11 protein-coding genes are annotated in these 16,004 nt (G+C 45.6%); 4 read left to right on the top strand and 7 right to left on the bottom strand.

Annotated features, from left to right (window positions below):
• A complete protein-coding gene (rpsP, locus tag ACOJRU_RS05735) occupies positions 1-252 on the bottom strand; it encodes a 30S ribosomal protein S16 (RefSeq protein ID WP_015066663.1) in 252 nt (83 codons plus the stop codon).
• Positions 253-637: 385 nt separating this feature from the next.
• Here rpsP and ACOJRU_RS05730 point away from each other — a divergent pair, with 385 nt between their 5' ends.
• On the top strand, positions 638-1,132 hold the full coding sequence (locus ACOJRU_RS05730; RefSeq protein ID WP_421134081.1) for a hypothetical protein: 495 nt from the start codon (positions 638-640) through the stop codon (positions 1,130-1,132).
• 77 nt (positions 1,133-1,209) lie between these two features.
• Here ACOJRU_RS05730 and ACOJRU_RS05725 read toward each other — a convergent pair whose 3' ends face one another.
• On the bottom strand, positions 1,210-2,082 hold the full coding sequence (locus tag ACOJRU_RS05725) for a mechanosensitive ion channel family protein (RefSeq protein WP_421134080.1): 873 nt from the start codon (positions 2,080-2,082) through the stop codon (positions 1,210-1,212).
• Between the two features lie 260 nt (positions 2,083-2,342).
• Between ACOJRU_RS05725 and ACOJRU_RS05720 the strand changes: the two genes are divergently transcribed.
• The 3 genes from ACOJRU_RS05720 (at position 2,343) to ACOJRU_RS05710 (ending at position 8,408) form a co-directional block, all read left to right on the top strand.
• Entirely contained in the window at positions 2,343-4,100 is a 1,758-nt protein-coding gene (locus tag ACOJRU_RS05720; protein ID WP_421134079.1) for an ABC transporter transmembrane domain-containing protein, read from the top strand.
• 137 nt (positions 4,101-4,237) lie between these two features.
• Positions 4,238-5,293, top strand: coding sequence for an efflux RND transporter periplasmic adaptor subunit (locus ACOJRU_RS05715; RefSeq protein WP_421134078.1), 1,056 nt, complete (start codon positions 4,238-4,240; stop codon positions 5,291-5,293).
• Positions 5,286-8,408, top strand: coding sequence for an efflux RND transporter permease subunit (locus ACOJRU_RS05710; RefSeq protein WP_421134077.1), 3,123 nt, complete (start codon positions 5,286-5,288; stop codon positions 8,406-8,408). Before ACOJRU_RS05715 ends, ACOJRU_RS05710 begins: the two co-directional genes overlap by 8 nt.
• 97 nt (positions 8,409-8,505) lie before the next feature.
• Here the strand turns inward: ACOJRU_RS05710 and ACOJRU_RS05705 are convergent, their stop codons facing one another.
• The 5 genes from ACOJRU_RS05705 to ACOJRU_RS05685 form a co-directional block, all read right to left on the bottom strand.
• Complete coding sequence (locus ACOJRU_RS05705) at positions 8,506-9,762, bottom strand: alpha/beta hydrolase (RefSeq protein WP_421134076.1); 1,257 nt, start codon at positions 9,760-9,762, stop codon at positions 8,506-8,508.
• Complete coding sequence (locus tag ACOJRU_RS05700; RefSeq protein ID WP_421134075.1) at positions 9,759-10,181, bottom strand: TerB family tellurite resistance protein; 423 nt, start codon at positions 10,179-10,181, stop codon at positions 9,759-9,761. Before ACOJRU_RS05700 ends, ACOJRU_RS05705 begins: the two co-directional genes overlap by 4 nt.
• A gap of 261 nt (positions 10,182-10,442) precedes the next feature.
• A complete protein-coding gene (locus ACOJRU_RS05695; protein WP_421134074.1) occupies positions 10,443-11,660 on the bottom strand; it encodes a phosphoenolpyruvate carboxylase in 1,218 nt (405 codons plus the stop codon).
• Complete coding sequence (locus ACOJRU_RS05690; protein WP_421134073.1) at positions 11,657-12,292, bottom strand: hypothetical protein; 636 nt, start codon at positions 12,290-12,292, stop codon at positions 11,657-11,659. Before ACOJRU_RS05690 ends, ACOJRU_RS05695 begins: the two co-directional genes overlap by 4 nt.
• A complete protein-coding gene (locus ACOJRU_RS05685; protein WP_421134072.1) occupies positions 12,289-15,987 on the bottom strand; it encodes an ATP-binding protein in 3,699 nt (1,232 codons plus the stop codon). Before ACOJRU_RS05685 ends, ACOJRU_RS05690 begins: the two co-directional genes overlap by 4 nt.
• Positions 15,988-16,004 lie beyond the last annotated feature (17 nt).

The raw sequence follows: 16,004 nt of genomic DNA, 5'->3' as shown, positions 1-16,004 counted from the left end.
TTACGCTGCAGATTTTTTAGCTTCTTTTACCAAGCTAGAAACGCGATCTGATAAGCTCGCGCCTACGCCAACCCAGTAATCTACACGTTCTAGATCAACGCGAAGACGTTCCGCTTGACCTTGTGCAGTTGGGTTGAAGAAACCGATGTTTTCAATGAAACGACCGTTTCTTGCACGGCTGCTATCAGCAACCACTAGTTGATAAAATGGACGCTTTTTCGCGCCACCACGCTGTAAACGAATAGTAACCATAAATGCCTCAAACTCGTTAGAGCGTTACCGTTAACTTAAGCCCACTACCAGCGACTAATTATTAGACACCTGCTAGAAGGCCGCCGAATTATACGGATATCACCACTCAATGCAAGTAAAACCTGATTTAACCAGTGTTTAATTGCGTTATAGCGTTGCACGCTGGTGCGATGACTCCAACAGACCACAAATGCACGCTTTATCGCAAAATTCTTTTAATTTTCAAGCTATGTTATATAGTTAGAAATGCACACGTTTGTAGTGCGATTGAAACACTGGCCATATGCAGTTTAAAGGATGGCTGTTTACGAGGTTTTTATTTTTTCGCTGGCGGCCTAGCTTTTCGACCGTTTCAGTGAATGGATTACGAAGAAGGATTATTCGAATGAAATTACCATCACTCCTATTAGCTACCGCGATAGCCCCTCTATTTGCCTGCACATCGGTTGTAGATATCGTCGACCAGCAAGCAAACGTTCAGCCTAACGAGGCACGTATAGACTTTTTCGCTAATCGCGGAGAAGCGTTTGATAATAAGCGAGAATACGTAAAGTTGATGTGTTTTAACCAGCGCCCTAACAGTGCGCTAGCGCTACGAGATGTAGAAGAGGGAGAACATGTTCTATTTGTTCGCGCCAGCGTTATTAACAAAGACCTTCCTTTTGGCAATGTCCGCGAAGCGATTGTTCGACTAGATGTAGACTTAGAAGGTGGCAAGCGCTATTCGCTGAGCCAAACCCGTGACAATCACGATATGAAAGTATGGCTTCAAGAAACCGATACCGGGACACCGGTTTCAGACATAGTAAGCACACGGATGCAATACCCTGAATCTGTTGGCGATTTGCGCTTAGAACAATGCAAAGAAGGCACTGTTTAGCGCTTAATTTGCGCTCTCTCTAACTTTCCTTAAATGGTTACCAATGACGCAGGATAAACCCTGCGTCATTATAGTAATTATTCCGACTCACCATCGTTGCTATTTCGAAGCGGTAATGGCCCTTTAAACGTAAGCGTACGATAAGGGAATGGAATTTCAATACCCGCATCGTCTAAGGCTCTTTTGATAGCGGTTACAACCTTATCCCTACTTTTGTGCATATCAAGAGGCTGTGAATTTGCCCACCAGCGCACGGTAAAATCAAGGGACGATGAATTAAACTCACGAGCATACACTTCAATATCACGCTGTTGATTAATGTCGCTAAGCCCCTCTAATGCACTGCGAATGACGTCTCGGGCATTATCTACATCTTCTCCATACGCAACACCAACAACAAGATCAAAGCGCCGCAATGACAGGTCAGTAAGCACATACACCGGGTTTTTAAAAAGAAAACTGTTAGGAACAATGATCAATTGATCATCCGTTTTGCGAAGATAGGTTTCTCGCACTGTTATTTTTTCGACTCGCCCCTTTATACTCTCACATTCAACGAAGTCACCGATGCGCATGGGTTTGCGCAACATAATTAGAATGCCCGCAAAAAAGTTTTCAAAAATATCTTTAAATGCCAGGCCTACGGCTACAGAGCCAAGGCCTAATACAGTCAGTAATTTTGCTGGTGTCAGACTAGGGAAAATAATGGTAATGGCGATAAGAAAGCCAACTGTCCATACCGTTACCTTAATAAGGCTGGCAAATAATTCGCGCAATGAACGGCGGATTTTAGACTGTTTAAGTGACCGTTTAAGCAGCGCTACCAGGATACGTGACACTAACCACGTAAGGATAAGCACTACAACAGCAATGACCAGCAGAGGAAGTACTTCTACAAAGCCAACCCACATTCGCTGGATTTTTTGAAATAATGGGTCAATAAAGTTCACCTTGCAGCTCCAAAATAAAAGGTTTAAGACAGATGTGAATTAAACATTTTCTGTTTATATTGAACATTATACGCCGTGCGTGGGATTGTGGACCTATATACACTTTATATTCTGTTAAACAAAACTCCATCCAGCTTATTTACTGCAAATATAGTCGCATGTACAAATCAACTGCGAACCGTAACGCGTATACTTAATAATAAATTCGCACTTGCACCGCAAAGTGTGAATATTCACGATGTAGTAAAAAAGAGGCTATTTTGACGACTCCACTAAATGAAGTGTCCACTAAACAGGTTTTACATTGGGTTGGCTCTCATTTAAGCCGTTACAAAAAAAGAGTAGCAGGTGCAATTGTCGCCCTACTTACTGCCTCTATCGCCTGGTTGATGCTTGGACAAGGCATTAAATATGCTATCGACAACGGATTCGTGGGCAATGCATCTGACACCTTAAATCAGGCAACATTAATGGTGTTGAGTATCACACTAGTAGCCTGTATTGCCACTTACGCGCGCTTTTATTTGATGACGTGGCTTGGTGAGCGAGTAAGTGCTGATATTCGAAATCAAGTTTATTCCCATCTCCTCTCTTTACCGCCGTCTTTTTTTGCTGAACTACGTACCGGTGAGGTTATATCGCGGTTCACCAGCGATACAACTGTAATCCAAACAGTCGTCGGGATGAGCTTGTCAATGACACTGCGTTCTGTCGTGACGTTCACAGGGGCGCTGGTGTTAATGGGTATATCAAGCCCTATACTGACACTATGTGTGCTTGTTGCCGTACCTGCTGTACTTATCCCAATAAAAGTATTAGCCCCTAAAGTGCGAAGGTACGCGAAAGAAAGCCAAGATAAAGTTGCTGACCTTGGTGCGCAGATTGATGAAAGCCTACATGAGATAATGACCGTTCAAGCCTACACTGCCGAAGCAAAAGAACGTGAGAACTTTGCTACACGCGTAGAGTCTGCCATGGGAGTAGCCAAAAAGCGTATCCACTACCGTTCGTTGCTTATCGGTTGCATTATGTGCATCAGCATGACCGCTATTATCACTATTGCATGGGTTGGCGCACGCCAAGTAATAGACGGTGTAATTACGATAGGAGAATTGTCGGCATTCTTGTTTTACGCTGTGATGGCAGGCGGAAGTATAGCGACTATTAGCGAGGTGATCGGTGAAGTGCAACGAGGAATTGGCGCAAGTGAGCGACTATTCGAATTACTCAATACCGCCCCAGATATTCAAAGCCAATCTAGAGAAATGCTAGAGGGAGCATGTACTGGTGCTCCCTCAATTACTATCAATAACGTTGATTTCAATTACCCCACATCTAAACCGTTGTTCTCAAAGTTGTCACTAAGCATAAGAGCGGGTGAAAAGCTGGCATTGGTGGGCCCAAGTGGCGCGGGTAAATCAACATTGTTTCAGCTGCTCATGCGTTTTTACGACCCTGTAGCAGGAGAAGTGTTAATAAATAGTACGCCGATTAAAACATTAACGCTTGCTGCGCTTCGACAATCTATTGCTATTGTCACACAAGACCCGGTGGTATTCGCCAGTACAGTAATGGATAACATCCGTTATGGGCGCCCCACCGCCACCGATGAAGAGGTAATTAATGCTGCGAAACTCGCCTTTGCACACGAGTTCATTGAAAATTTTGAGCACCGTTATCAAACACAACTTGGTGAACGAGGTGTCAAACTTTCCGGTGGACAAAAACAGCGTATTGCCATAGCTCGCGCCATATTGGCCGACCGCCCTATCCTCCTTTTAGACGAGGCAACTAGCGCCCTCGATGCCATGAGTGAGCGCATGGTTCAACAAGCCATGAATAAACTAATGGAAGGGAAAACAAGTATTGTCATTGCCCATCGCCTTGCCACCGTCCAGCATGCTGATCGCATTATCGTTATGAACGACGGAGAAATAAAAGCAACCGGTACGCATGCTGAATTGATGAAACACGATACGCTGTACAGAGAGTACGCTGAACTGCAATTGTTAAGCTGAACTTACTGTGGTCCCATACGGTATAAATTGCTATTAGCCAAAAGGTGTATGTACCGCAGCGTTCGAGCGCCAAGTCATCGTTCGTGTTAAACCGGTCATAGCGTAAAAAAATTAAAATGAAAAGCTTCGGGAATCAAATGAAAACGACAGTGAAAAATCACACGTGGGTAGGGGTAACATTGGTCGCGCTCTTGATGATGTCATCATCGGCAATGGCACAGTTTCGTGGTGATCAGCGCGCTAAACTTGTTGTGACCCAGCCAATAACATTTATGAACGAAACACGTAATGTAGAGGCGGTTGGTAGCGCAGAGGCGGTGCAGTCGGTCATACTTTATCCTGCGGTGGGTGATGAAGTTACGCAGATTAATTTTGTACCAGGCCAATCCGTTGAAAAAGGCAAAGTTTTGGTAAAGCTTGATGATAGACGGCAACGAACGGCAGTTCGACGCGCCCAGCTTACCCTTGACGATGCGCAGCGTACCGTTAACCGTTTAACAGAAAGCTATAAAAAGGGTGCAGTGCCCATCAATGAACTTGATTTAGCCAAAACGCAACGTGATCTTGCTGAAGTCACCCTTGAAGACGCAAAAGCGGATCTACAAGACAGGCATATTGTCGCGCCCTTTGACGGCATGGTAGGCATAACTGACATCGAAGTGGGTGACAGAATTACCGAGCAAACGGTGGTAACCACCCTCGATAACCGAAGCAAGTTGTACATAAATTTTAAGGCCCCTGAAGCCTCTCTCCCCGTGCTTTTGAACTCACCTAACGTGACATTAGAGCCATGGACAGACAGAGAAAACATCGTTAGCGCAGAGATAGCCCAAGTAGACTCGCGTATCAATGAAACCGATAGAACCTTGCGTGCCAGAGCCATTCTAGACAATTCAAAAGATAAATTTCGTCCCGGCATGAGTTTTCGCGTTAATTTAACCATCGAAGGCGACCGTTATGCGGCAGTCCCTGAATCTGCCTTGTTATGGGGCGCAACGGGCGCATACATTTGGCTTGCAGAAGAAGGCAAAGCAAAAAAAGTGAATGTGAATGTCCATCAGCGATTGCGTGGCACTATTTTGGTTTCGGGCGACGTTAACGCTGGCGACACCTTAATTGCCGAAGGTGTGCAGCGCCTTCGCACTGGGCAAGCCATCACCACGGAAATCGCAGGGGGACCAACCGGTGAGTGATAACCAGCTTTCATCACAATCAAACGATCTTCCCTCTTTAGCAATTCGCCGCCCTGTTCTTATCATTGTACTTAACCTGCTTATCGCGATTGCAGGTTTTGCTGCATTGAGCGGTCTAGAGGTAAGAGAACTCCCCGATGTAGATACGCCTCGCGTTACCGTAACAGCAACCTTTCCTGGCGCATCGCCAGAAACCGTAGATGCAGAAGTAACAAGCCGATTAGAAGGCGCGGTAGCGCGCGTTAGCGGTGTAAAAAACATCTCAGCACAAAGCGAAGAGAACTCGGCTAGAATTCGCGTAGAGTTTAGACCAGGCGTTAACTTAGAAGACGCTGCAAACGAAACCCGAGAGTCGGTTAGCCGTGTTCAACGACAACTGCCCGATGATGTAGAACAGGTTGCAATCATCAGAGCTGACAATGATGCACAAGCAGTGGTGAGTCTAGCGATATCAAGTAATACGTTAGATATGGAAACACTCACCGAGCGCGTTAACACCGATGTCGCCCCCCTCTTCCTTAGTATCCCAGGCGTTGCTGATGTAAACCTTCGCGGCGACAGAGAGCGTGTGCTTCGCGTATCGGTTGACCCACTTCGCCTTACCAGTTTTGGTTTATCAATGCGCGATATCGCTGATGCGTTGGCCCTTGCGCCTTTTGATGTACCAGCGGGCAGCATTCAGTCTGAAGAGCAAGCGCTTATTGTGCGCGCAGACGCAACGTCTGTAACCGCCCAAGATGTCGGGGATATTGTTGTCTCTGGCGACATTCGCATTAATGATGTCGCGAGCGTTTATTTCGGCCCTGCCGATTCTAGCAGTGTGGTAAGACTTGACGGAATGCCAGTGATAGGGCTGGGGATCATCCGCCAAGCTAGCTCAAATACCATTGAAATTTCTGATGAAGTGCTTTCAATGGTTCGCGACCTAGACAAACGCTTTACCGACATGAATATTATCGTGACCGCAGACGATGCTGAGTTTATTAGAGACTCGGTAAAAGAAGTGATTATTTCGCTAAGCCTAACGGTAGCGCTGGTTGTGGTTACGCTGTTAGTGTTTATTGGCTCGTGGCGCGCAACCATTGTGCCCGCACTGTCGATACCGGTATCTTTAGCGGGCGCATTAGCCATTATCTGGGCAATGGGCTTTTCTATTAATATTCTGACACTACTGGCGTTAGTGCTAGCAACGGGCATGATAGTCGATGACGCTATTGTCGTTTCAGAAAATATCCAACGCCGACGTGCGATGGGTCTTGGTGCCCGCGCCGCTGCCGTAATTGGCACCCGTGAAGTATTTTTTGCCGTGGTGGCAACCACAGCAGTACTTGCATCCGTTTTTATCCCTATTGCGTTTCTTCCCTCCACCGCGGGGCGATTATTTAGAGAATTTGGCGGTGTACTAGCGGGCGCAGTTATTATTTCCTCGTTTGTTGCTTTGTCACTAGTACCCGCATTAACCGCGCGGCTTGCGGTGAAGAAAGGTCAGTCAAATAAAAGCAGCTTCTTTAGTGCCACCTTCGGCCGCTTTGGGCATGGCTGCCTGAAACTGTATCAAGTATCGCTACTGAAGGCCCTTAAATACGGATGGGTGGTTGGGGTGTTGAGCCTCGCTGCTGGAGGCGGTGCGTACCTACTGTCTCAAAATATCGACAACGAGTTGTTACCCAGTGAAGATCGCGGCACGATAAGAATTTTTGCAAGAGGGCCAGACGGTGCAGGGCTCAATTTTATGGACAGACAAGCAGAAAAAATGGAAGAAATGTTATTGCCCTATGTTGAAAATGGCACTATCGATTCTTTGTATACTGTTGTTGGTCAGTGGGATCCTAACATCGTTTTCATTACTGCACCGCTAAAGCACTGGGATGAACGTGATGTATCGTTGCAAGACGTAGTAAACGAAATCCGACCGGGCCTTCAATCGATACCCGGCGCGCCAGGTAACGCTTTTGGTGGCAACAGCCTTAACCTTCGTGGACAAGGTGGAGGCTTAGAAATGGCCTTAACCGGAGATACGTATGAAAACATTTTTGTCGCCGCCCAGGCGTTCGCCAGAGAAATAGAAACCGCGATGCCCGAACTTGGACGGCCTAGAGTGAGTTATGATCCTACCCAGCCACAGATGCGCGTGAATATTGATAGACGACGCGCTGAAGAGTTGGGGGTACCATTAAATGATATTGCCAGTGCTTTGCGAGCAGCCGTTAATGGTGATGACATTGCTGACTTGAACGTGGGCGATCAATCTATCCCTATTATGCTTCAAACTAACAATAGGAATACAATAAACCCGTCAGACCTTACAAACTTATACGTTAAAAGTGTCGATGGAAATTTAGTTCCGCTTTCTAGTGTCGCGTTTATCAGCGAAGAAGGGGTAGCGGCCGAATTAGAACGGCAAGCACAACGTCGCGCTATTGAACTAGAAGTGGAACTACCGGAAGATAAAGCCCTCAGTGAAGTGGTCGACGAGATTCGCTTGCTATCACAGGACGTATTACCCGACGGTATTGGTTTAATATTTTTAGGTGAAGCGCAAACGTTTGAGGAAACCTCAAAACAAGTAGCACTAACCTATGTGCTTGCTTTCGTGATTGTACTGCTGGTCCTTGCCGCTCAGTTTGAGAGTGTAAATAGCGCTGTTGTGGTTATGCTTACTGTGCCTTTTGGTATTGCCGCTGCCGTATACGCCCTGTTTCTTACCAGCACGTCTATCAATATCTATTCGCAAATAGGCTTAGTCATGCTGATAGGTTTATTGGCTAAAAACGCGATTTTGCTAATCGAGTTTGCAGACCAATTACGAGACAAAGGCTATAGCGTTTATGACGCAATTGTTGAAGCAGGCACGGTAAGATTACGCCCTATTATGATGACGTTAGTGTCGACCATTCTAGGCGGGCTGCCCCTTATACTCTCTACTGGTGCAGGTGCTGAGGCAAGAAATGCAATTGGCTGGGTAGTGTTTGGCGGCCTGGGCATTGCGGTCGTCTTTACGCTTTATCTTACGCCTGTTTTGTATCTCGCGTTAGCAAGGTTCACTAAACCGAGAGCCGATGAAAGTGACCGGTTAGCACAAGAAATGAAAGATGCTGAGGCACAAGCCTTGTAACGCCAAAACGTGAAAACGCGCTGCAACCGCAGCGCGTTTTTCATTCGTGATTATCAAATTTTACTGTAATGAGCCGCGTCACTTTATACCCGTTGCATTAATACGCTTTACAGAACGCCTTCATTTTTGCGGTCTCGGTAAATGCCAGCATTTGATCGACCAATTTATCGAAATACGGGTTGTAAGTTAGTCTAGCGAATACCTTATTATCCTCTTCCATTCCCCAAGGCCCAAACCAGACGGTTTCGCCGTTCAGGCAGCGTGCTTCTTTCTCTGCTGACTGACCATTATCACAAAGTCTAAAACTACCTTGCTCACCATAGAAAACATTATAGGGAGAAAATAAAGGGCTCATATGCGACGCTGCACCCACGCGCTGCTTCGGCAAAAACATTGGTTGGACAATAATAGGCTTACCACCACCTAAAGGCTTGGGAGCAGAGGAAGGTGGGTCATCAGCAGTAGGTGTATTAAGAAAAGTAGGTTGCGTTCCTTGCCAGATTAAACACTTTTTACTCGCGACAAAATTATCCCGGAACTGCTCTGCCACGCGCTGCGTATCGACAACGCTGTCTTGCGCAGCAACTACCATCATCACCGGTGTATTGATAGGTCCCGCGGTAAATGCCTTTTGTAATGCATTCACACTCTCTTGATACGCACCAAACCCCTGCATAGCAGTGGAGTTATAGCGAGTAGGATTGTCTTCTTCTTCAACATTAGGCCAAGGCAGTAATCCATCGATATACGGGGCAAGCTTGGAGATAAAAAATCGCGACTGAAAAGCCGGTGAAAAAAGCATTAACCCTTCAATGTCATCGTTATGAATTGCAAGCAGTGTCGTTAAATTAGCACCTGTTGAAAAACCACCAGCGTACACCTTATCCACCTCTTGCATAAACTGTTGTAACTGAAATGCGGTTTCGTCGTACCACTTATCAAACGTTACATCGAGCATATCGCCAGGCTTGGTGCCATGACCCGGTAACAATATTGTTCGTACGCGAATACCGTTTTCACACAATACGGCAGCAATATCTTGCAAAAAATAAGGTGAATCGCCTAATCCGTGTACCAAAAAAACGCCTTTGTCTTTGTTTTGACTATGGCACTCGAATGGCATATTCATTTCGCGTTCAGCGTATTGGTTATCAGTGATAAAAATACGGTTGTTATCTATCCATTTTTCAATTTCTTTTTGGTAATTATCGAAAGGCGCGACGCCTAACGGAAACGCATCAGAGCTGGCAACAAACCGAGGAGCGTCATTTGATTGGCAAGCAGAAAGAAGCCCCAGTACACCAAGGGTAATGAGGCTTCTATGAATATGTGTACAACAAGAAAATATTTTCACGAAGACAGCATCGTATCCTCATTTTGACTTGATGCTTGATTACGCCCTGAAATCAATGCTTTGGCAAGTAATTTATGAGTAAGTAACGACAAGAGCTCGGTCTCTTCATCACTTCTTTCACCATCTACACCGGTCATTTCTATTGCCACTTCCATGGCCTTTTCAGCATCAAACGACAAATCATCCTTTAGTGCTCTGATGTAGGTTAAGGTTTCACCCGTATCAATTGATTTTCGAGTTTGGTAAATAGTATCGTTAAGAAATGCCTCTCGGCAGATTGGGCTTTGCCAGTCTAGGCTTTCAACAACACTGTTCAGGTAGTCTTGTTCGGTGAGTGTGACCATCCTATCTGACTGATAAAGAAGAACAGATAGTTTGATTAGCGCTTCGTTAAAACGCTGCAGTTCAGATTGTTGCATAAATAAATCCTCTTCGTACTGTACGCGGCAGTACCACTACATAACCCGCATCCTGCGGATATCCTTAAGGCGTCTACACGCCACCTTACATACTCGGCACGATGCAAACTCATTAAGATGCACGGCTCCCTATGTAAGCACCATCATGCTGCATCTATATTACAGCGGAGTACAACATGATATGTGAATTATATGTTAACAACATATTACAGTATAGAAGATAGTTGCGATTTCCTAAAAATAATAAGTTATAAAAACGTGCTATCGCAAACCAAGCGTTATATCGTTTATATAAAAATTACCCGAGAATATCTCATCATTTTTACCTTGCGTTTCTAGCGCAAAGAATTGTTTATCCTCATCACTCAACGCTTGATAGCCACCAATGACTTGATAAATCCAGACTTCTGGGTCAAACGCTAAATTGTGCTCTTTATAGTAATCTAATGCGGTTTTGGATTGCCCAGAATCAATAATGTCACAAAAATAAGCGTCGATAGCGACGTGAAGCGGATCCTTTTCCAGTGATACGGTCGATTGTGCAGCGACATCAATATCGGAAGGTGTGTTGTCTTCGTGTTTTTGCTGTCTTTTATGGACGTGGGTCAGCGACCCCACAATCTCTTGATACGCCGTTTCATGCTCGACATGATTAACATCGGCAACCGCGTCACCCATGACATTTTCGGTTTGGTTAAACAAGATTGGCACATTCGTCAAATTAACGTAGTTACCTGGTGTAAAATCGGGCTGTTGCTCCATATGAAGCAAGTAGCCTTTAAGAAGTCTGGTGCGGCCTTGAAACTCTCTAAAGCGACCAAGCAAGTCTAGTAGGCGAGCCTGTACGACCGATAGCTCCTGAGCCGCTTTAGAAAAGCGCTGCTGTAGCGAGACTACAAGAAGGTGACGCAGCTCTCTGTTTGATCCCGCCAGTTCGCTTAATTCGTCAAACCTAAAACACTCTAGCTGCCCAAGTAAGTCAGTGACCTGTGCCTGTGCTAATTCGTTCTCTCGAATTTTAGCCTCGACCGACGACACATAGCCGAATTCGTTATTGATGCGACTGAACATCACACGAACGCTGTTGCTCAACGACTCAGCAAGTTGATACACATGCTCGGTAAGATCGCCCATATGTGCAGCAGCTTCATGGTATTTATGATAATGCAGCGCTTCTTTGTAATGCTCGGTAAGAGTTTTTAAGCTCGCCAACGACGCGCCAATGTTTGCGTTAATCGTTCGGTTGCGTTCGTCTTGTAAGCTCCCTTCAAGCAGCGCCCTTACTGCACTTTTAAGCCTTAGCTCACTTTGCGCTTCAGGCCGCCACAGCACGCCTAGCTGCACTAGTTGTTCCAGCACTTTAGGGCTGTGGTCTCGCTCAACCACTGCACCATTAATATAAGCATGCATAATAAGGTCGCTGTGCCTACCAAGCGCATTAAGCAGCTTGGTGCCAGCTTGGAGTAACACTTGGCTCATAACAGACTACCTTGCGAAATCGCGGCCTCCGCTTGCTCGGACAGACTAAGCGCTTCGGTCTCATCAATAAAACGTAGTATCTCGTAGAGGTGCTCAACCTTTCCGGTTCCCAAATAAATCTGTTTATCGGGATTGGGTTTAATCAAATAACCCAACTCGGTTAAACGCTTAAATACCTGTTTTAGCTGCCCGTCTAAATTAACGCTTAATGATCCAAACATACGGTAGCGTGAAATTTTTTCGAAAGCCTCAGCATATGCCGGCGTATCTTCAATCGTTGTCTGAAGCTCATTGAGCCGTATGGCGCTTCCCATAGTGATAGGCATATCAGATTCGTTCGCTTGTTGAACTAGCAATAGCCATTCGACCAACGGAACCAGATTAGACGTCATATCTTGAAACTGTTGCGTAAGGACCTTGCGCTCTGCCTCACCAATAGTAAGGTAACTCGCAAAAAATACATCCCCTTCGGCGGTTGTTGACAAAGTTCGGTTTAACAACGAAAGGTGCGGTGTGAGTTTTTCTACATTCTCGCGAGATTTCAAAAAGCGCCAGGCTTCCTCGTCGGTAACTTGGCAGATGAAACCACCTTTTAATAATATGCTTAACACTCGCCCTTGTTCAGTCATCATAATGCTGTCTCCTTGCTGCTCACGTCTCCGTCTTTTCTCGCTTTTATACGCGCCGCAATTGCATTGGTTGTTGGCTGAACCACCTGCAACTGTCTTGAGACCTTGTCAATAAGGTAACGGTTTTCAAACAACGTAAGTACTTCTGACTCTGGGTTTGGAAATGCCCCTACCACACTAATGTTGTTGTTCTGACAGGCATCGAAAATCTTTTTTACGTTACTTTGGTGAAGAGTGCCTAATTCATCGATAGGCCAGTGCACGGTCGCATCCGCATCGCCACGCAGTAAGCGTGTAAAGGCTAGTAAGAATTTACATAAAATTAAGTAAGCCATACCGTGACTTGATGACTCATTGAGTTGTCTATCCGTTCGAATGACAAGGTCACTATTACCCTCACGTAAGTGCAGCTCGATATCAAGCAACTTACTAATACCACCCGTGAGCGCCGCACGGCCTAAAATATCCAGAACGCGTCGCATACTAAGGCCGTATTCTTCCTCTGGGAGTTCATTGGCCCCCTCTTCCATCCAATGTTCGTATAGCTTTCTAAATTGTTCTAATTCAGGCCAAAACTCTAATTCACTAATGCGTGAACGGATTTTCACGGCAGAGTCAGATACACCGTCTAAGAAAAGCTCGCCATCCACTTCCTGCGTAATGCGTCGGCTTTGCGAAACAATACGTTTATCGATGTCCGCCAAAACGAAGTAGTACTGCGATAAATCTGCGCCGAAAATCCGCCCCTGCTCTCTTAGCCCTTGCAGTTTTTGCGGCACAATTACGTTCAACAACTGTGCAAGGTGCGTCACCATTCTGCGGTGATCTATACCTTTCACACCATGCGCGTTGATTGTGGCACACTCTTCTCGAGCACGTTCCCATGTATCAGATAACCCTGTTCCGGCTTGCGCTGCAATAAGTTGATCAAAGCGCTCTACGTATGCACGGATATCACTAAGGAGATTTTCACGCTCTTGGAGTTGGCTCTGTACTTGAGAAATACGCTGGCCAATGCTGACATCATCGTGCGTGACATCCACGTCTTCGTTACCACCATGAAGGGGTAATTTAGCCAACGTTTTACTGAGTATCTTTACATGCTCTGCATGTTCACTCGCAACATTTAGCGTATGTTCAAGTGTGCTATGCGTTTCAATCAGCGCTTCGCGCGTCGTTTTATAGGCACTTTGTTTTTGAGCGAGATTTCGTTCAGATTCACCAAGTAGCTTTCTCGCTTTACCTAACGCTTCTTGCCACACCACTTTTTGCTGCATAAATACATTGCTGTACCAACGCTCGTAATCGGCCACTTTATGTCGTTGACGTTCAGTCGCGGCTATCTTCTCTTTTAATGTGTTGATCAGCTTTTTAAGTTGTCCAATCTCATCAATATCGACACCACGATTACTGAGTTCATTTTCAAGCCACTTTTGCATTTCAGCACGATCTTGAGCTGCACTGTCTCGCGCCTTTTTAATGTCGCTGTCTAACTGAGCAATACGGGCATCACTATCTGCAATAAGTTGCTGCCAATGGAAGCTATGCTCTGTTTCAGCTTCACGCTGTTGGTCTTTTAGTTCATCCCGGCGTAGGGCGAACTGCGCATTGGCTTTCTTCAGTTCATTTTGGTTAGCATCAAGCTTATTACGAGACTTCTTCTTGCGTTCAGAAACTGCCTGTTGATATTCACTTAACAAGGTGTCTCTGTCTTGCTGAGCCCGCTTACGGCTAGCTTCTGCACTTTTTACTGTGTTCTCCGTTTGCGTTACTTCTAACTCAGCATTGCGTACTTCTTCATTTGCTTTTGCTAATCGCTGTTCGCACTCATTTTGCGCAGCAAGCGCGGCAGCTTGATTAACTTCGATTTCTTGCAGTTGTGCCTTTAATGCCTTCTCATTTTGCGCGTATTCGGGCGTGTCGAGCTCAGATAGCGATAACATGACCCCCATTACACTACTATTGTCTGACGCCAACGAAGGTGCTAAATCGCTACGTTCTAAGAGCTCTGGGCGAATAATTTTGCCAAGCGACTGTTCCCAATCTTCAACATTTTCTCGCAGAAATTCGAGTAACGATCCCTCACCGGGGTACAACAGCCCGTTAAGTTTAGCTAAGGCTTTTTCTTCTTTTTGAAATGCAACTCGCGCCTTATCTAACGCTGATGATGTGAGTTTTCGTTGCTCAACGGTTTTTGCGAAACGCTGTTGTGTTTGTCTTAACGCTACACGCGCTGTGTCCTCATTAATTGAGGCTTCTTTTATCGTTGCATCAAGTAAATCTAGTTGCGATTGTTCGAATTCGTTGTAACCCGCATTATTCAAAGACGTCTTGAGTTCCGCTTCAGCCACTTTCAGTGCATTAATCGCTTCATTGTGCTCTTGCTGTAACGCAGCAACCTGTGTGTTAAAGTTGTCTTTAATGCGAGAAAGCGCATCGTGCTCTTGTTTACGCTGCTCTGCTTTTCGTTCGGTGGCTTCGTGGCGTTGCTGTGAAAGTTGTTCAAGCGTTTGTGACAGGGTTTCCCCGCGTTCAGCTAAGCGTTTGTTATATGCCGATTCAATGTCTTGATGCTTTTCAGTCAACAGTACGTAACGACTGTCTGCATCTTCCTTTTCGTTTTTCCACTGTGATAGGTTGGCGACATCTTGCTTTAGTTGCTCAATGTCTTCGTCTTGCCAATGATCGAACTCTTTTTCAACCGTATCCAACTCACTGGTATATTTCTCAACATCGGCACGTGTTGAAGAAATCACCTGATTGAGATGATCTCGCGTATCATGCCACTCACTATCGGTTTGTTTGCGTAAAAAGCTATTTTCATCCACTTCGCGCTTGGTTTTTTCAATACGCGAAGCCAAATACGTTTTATCAAGTTCAAAGCCATATTTTAGCGTAGCAAGCGCTTGCTCTGATGATGTTAATGCAAGGTCGGCTTGCTCTAACTTTGCGAACTCTGGCCGTATTTTTTCAAACTGTTTTATCAGCTGGCATTCTTTAATCCAGTCATCAACCCGTTGTCGACTTAAGCCTGACGTCGGCGGGGTAACCCCATCTTCTTCTAGAATGGCGGCGATCATGGCCTTAATGGTTTCCATTTTGCCTTCTTTCGAATGTACCGCCTTTGCCAATTTTTCAATATGGCGCATGTGCTTTGCAGGTTCACATAAGCTAAATACTCTGGCGTAACCTAATAGCTCACGGGCGTTATTCCCCTGATTTAGCACGCCTTGATCATTTTGAATAATAGCGCGAAAGTCTTTTGTATTGAGCAGGCTGGTAGTGAGCACATTATTTCGTTTCATAGCGCGGGCCAATTCTGCACTGCTTACGCTGGTATGTTTACCGCCCTTCTGCTCAATGAGGTAGTCAGAGACATCAAATGGCTTCCCTACTAATCGATAATTTACACCGGTTCCGTTTGAACTAAGCACAGCCTGGCACAAATCGCCCTCGGCGCGGGTATATTCATAGATAATAAAGCTGGAGAGTCTTGGCAAATACCAACGCTCAAAACTGTCGCGCGTTGCGGGTACTACGCGGCTGGGATATTCGCCGTAGAATACGGGGATAAGGCGTTGAAGTGTCGTTTTACCCGATGCATTAGTTCCACAAATGTTTGTGTGACCATCAAGCTTTAATTCAACAACGCCAGGTAAATGCGTGTCGATGAGAATAATGCGTTTTAAGCCTGCCATAATGTTCCTGTATTCGA

The organism is Alteromonas algae (assembly GCF_049117195.1).
In the GTDB taxonomy this organism is placed as follows: Bacteria; Pseudomonadota; Gammaproteobacteria; order Enterobacterales; family Alteromonadaceae; genus Alteromonas.
Note: the sequence above shows the minus strand (reverse complement) of the source record. Positions and strands in the feature narration are given on the sequence as shown.

Bases quoted from the DNA above. Each gene is read 5' to 3' on its own strand.
- rpsP (WP_015066663.1), bottom strand. From the start codon at position 252: ATGGTTACTATTCGTTTACAGCGTGGTGGCGCGAAAAAGCGTCCATTT.
- ACOJRU_RS05695 (WP_421134074.1), bottom strand. From the start codon at position 11,660: ATGAGCCAAGTGTTACTCCAAGCTGGCACCAAGCTGCTTAATGCGCTT.
- ACOJRU_RS05690 (WP_421134073.1), bottom strand. From the start codon at position 12,292: ATGATGACTGAACAAGGGCGAGTGTTAAGCATATTATTAAAAGGTGGT.
- ACOJRU_RS05700 (WP_421134075.1), bottom strand. From the start codon at position 10,181: ATGCAACAATCTGAACTGCAGCGTTTTAACGAAGCGCTAATCAAACTA.
- ACOJRU_RS05685 (WP_421134072.1), bottom strand. From the start codon at position 15,987: ATGGCAGGCTTAAAACGCATTATTCTCATCGACACGCATTTACCTGGC.
- ACOJRU_RS05715 (WP_421134078.1), top strand. From the start codon at position 4,238: ATGAAAACGACAGTGAAAAATCACACGTGGGTAGGGGTAACATTGGTC.
- ACOJRU_RS05730 (WP_421134081.1), top strand. From the start codon at position 638: ATGAAATTACCATCACTCCTATTAGCTACCGCGATAGCCCCTCTATTT.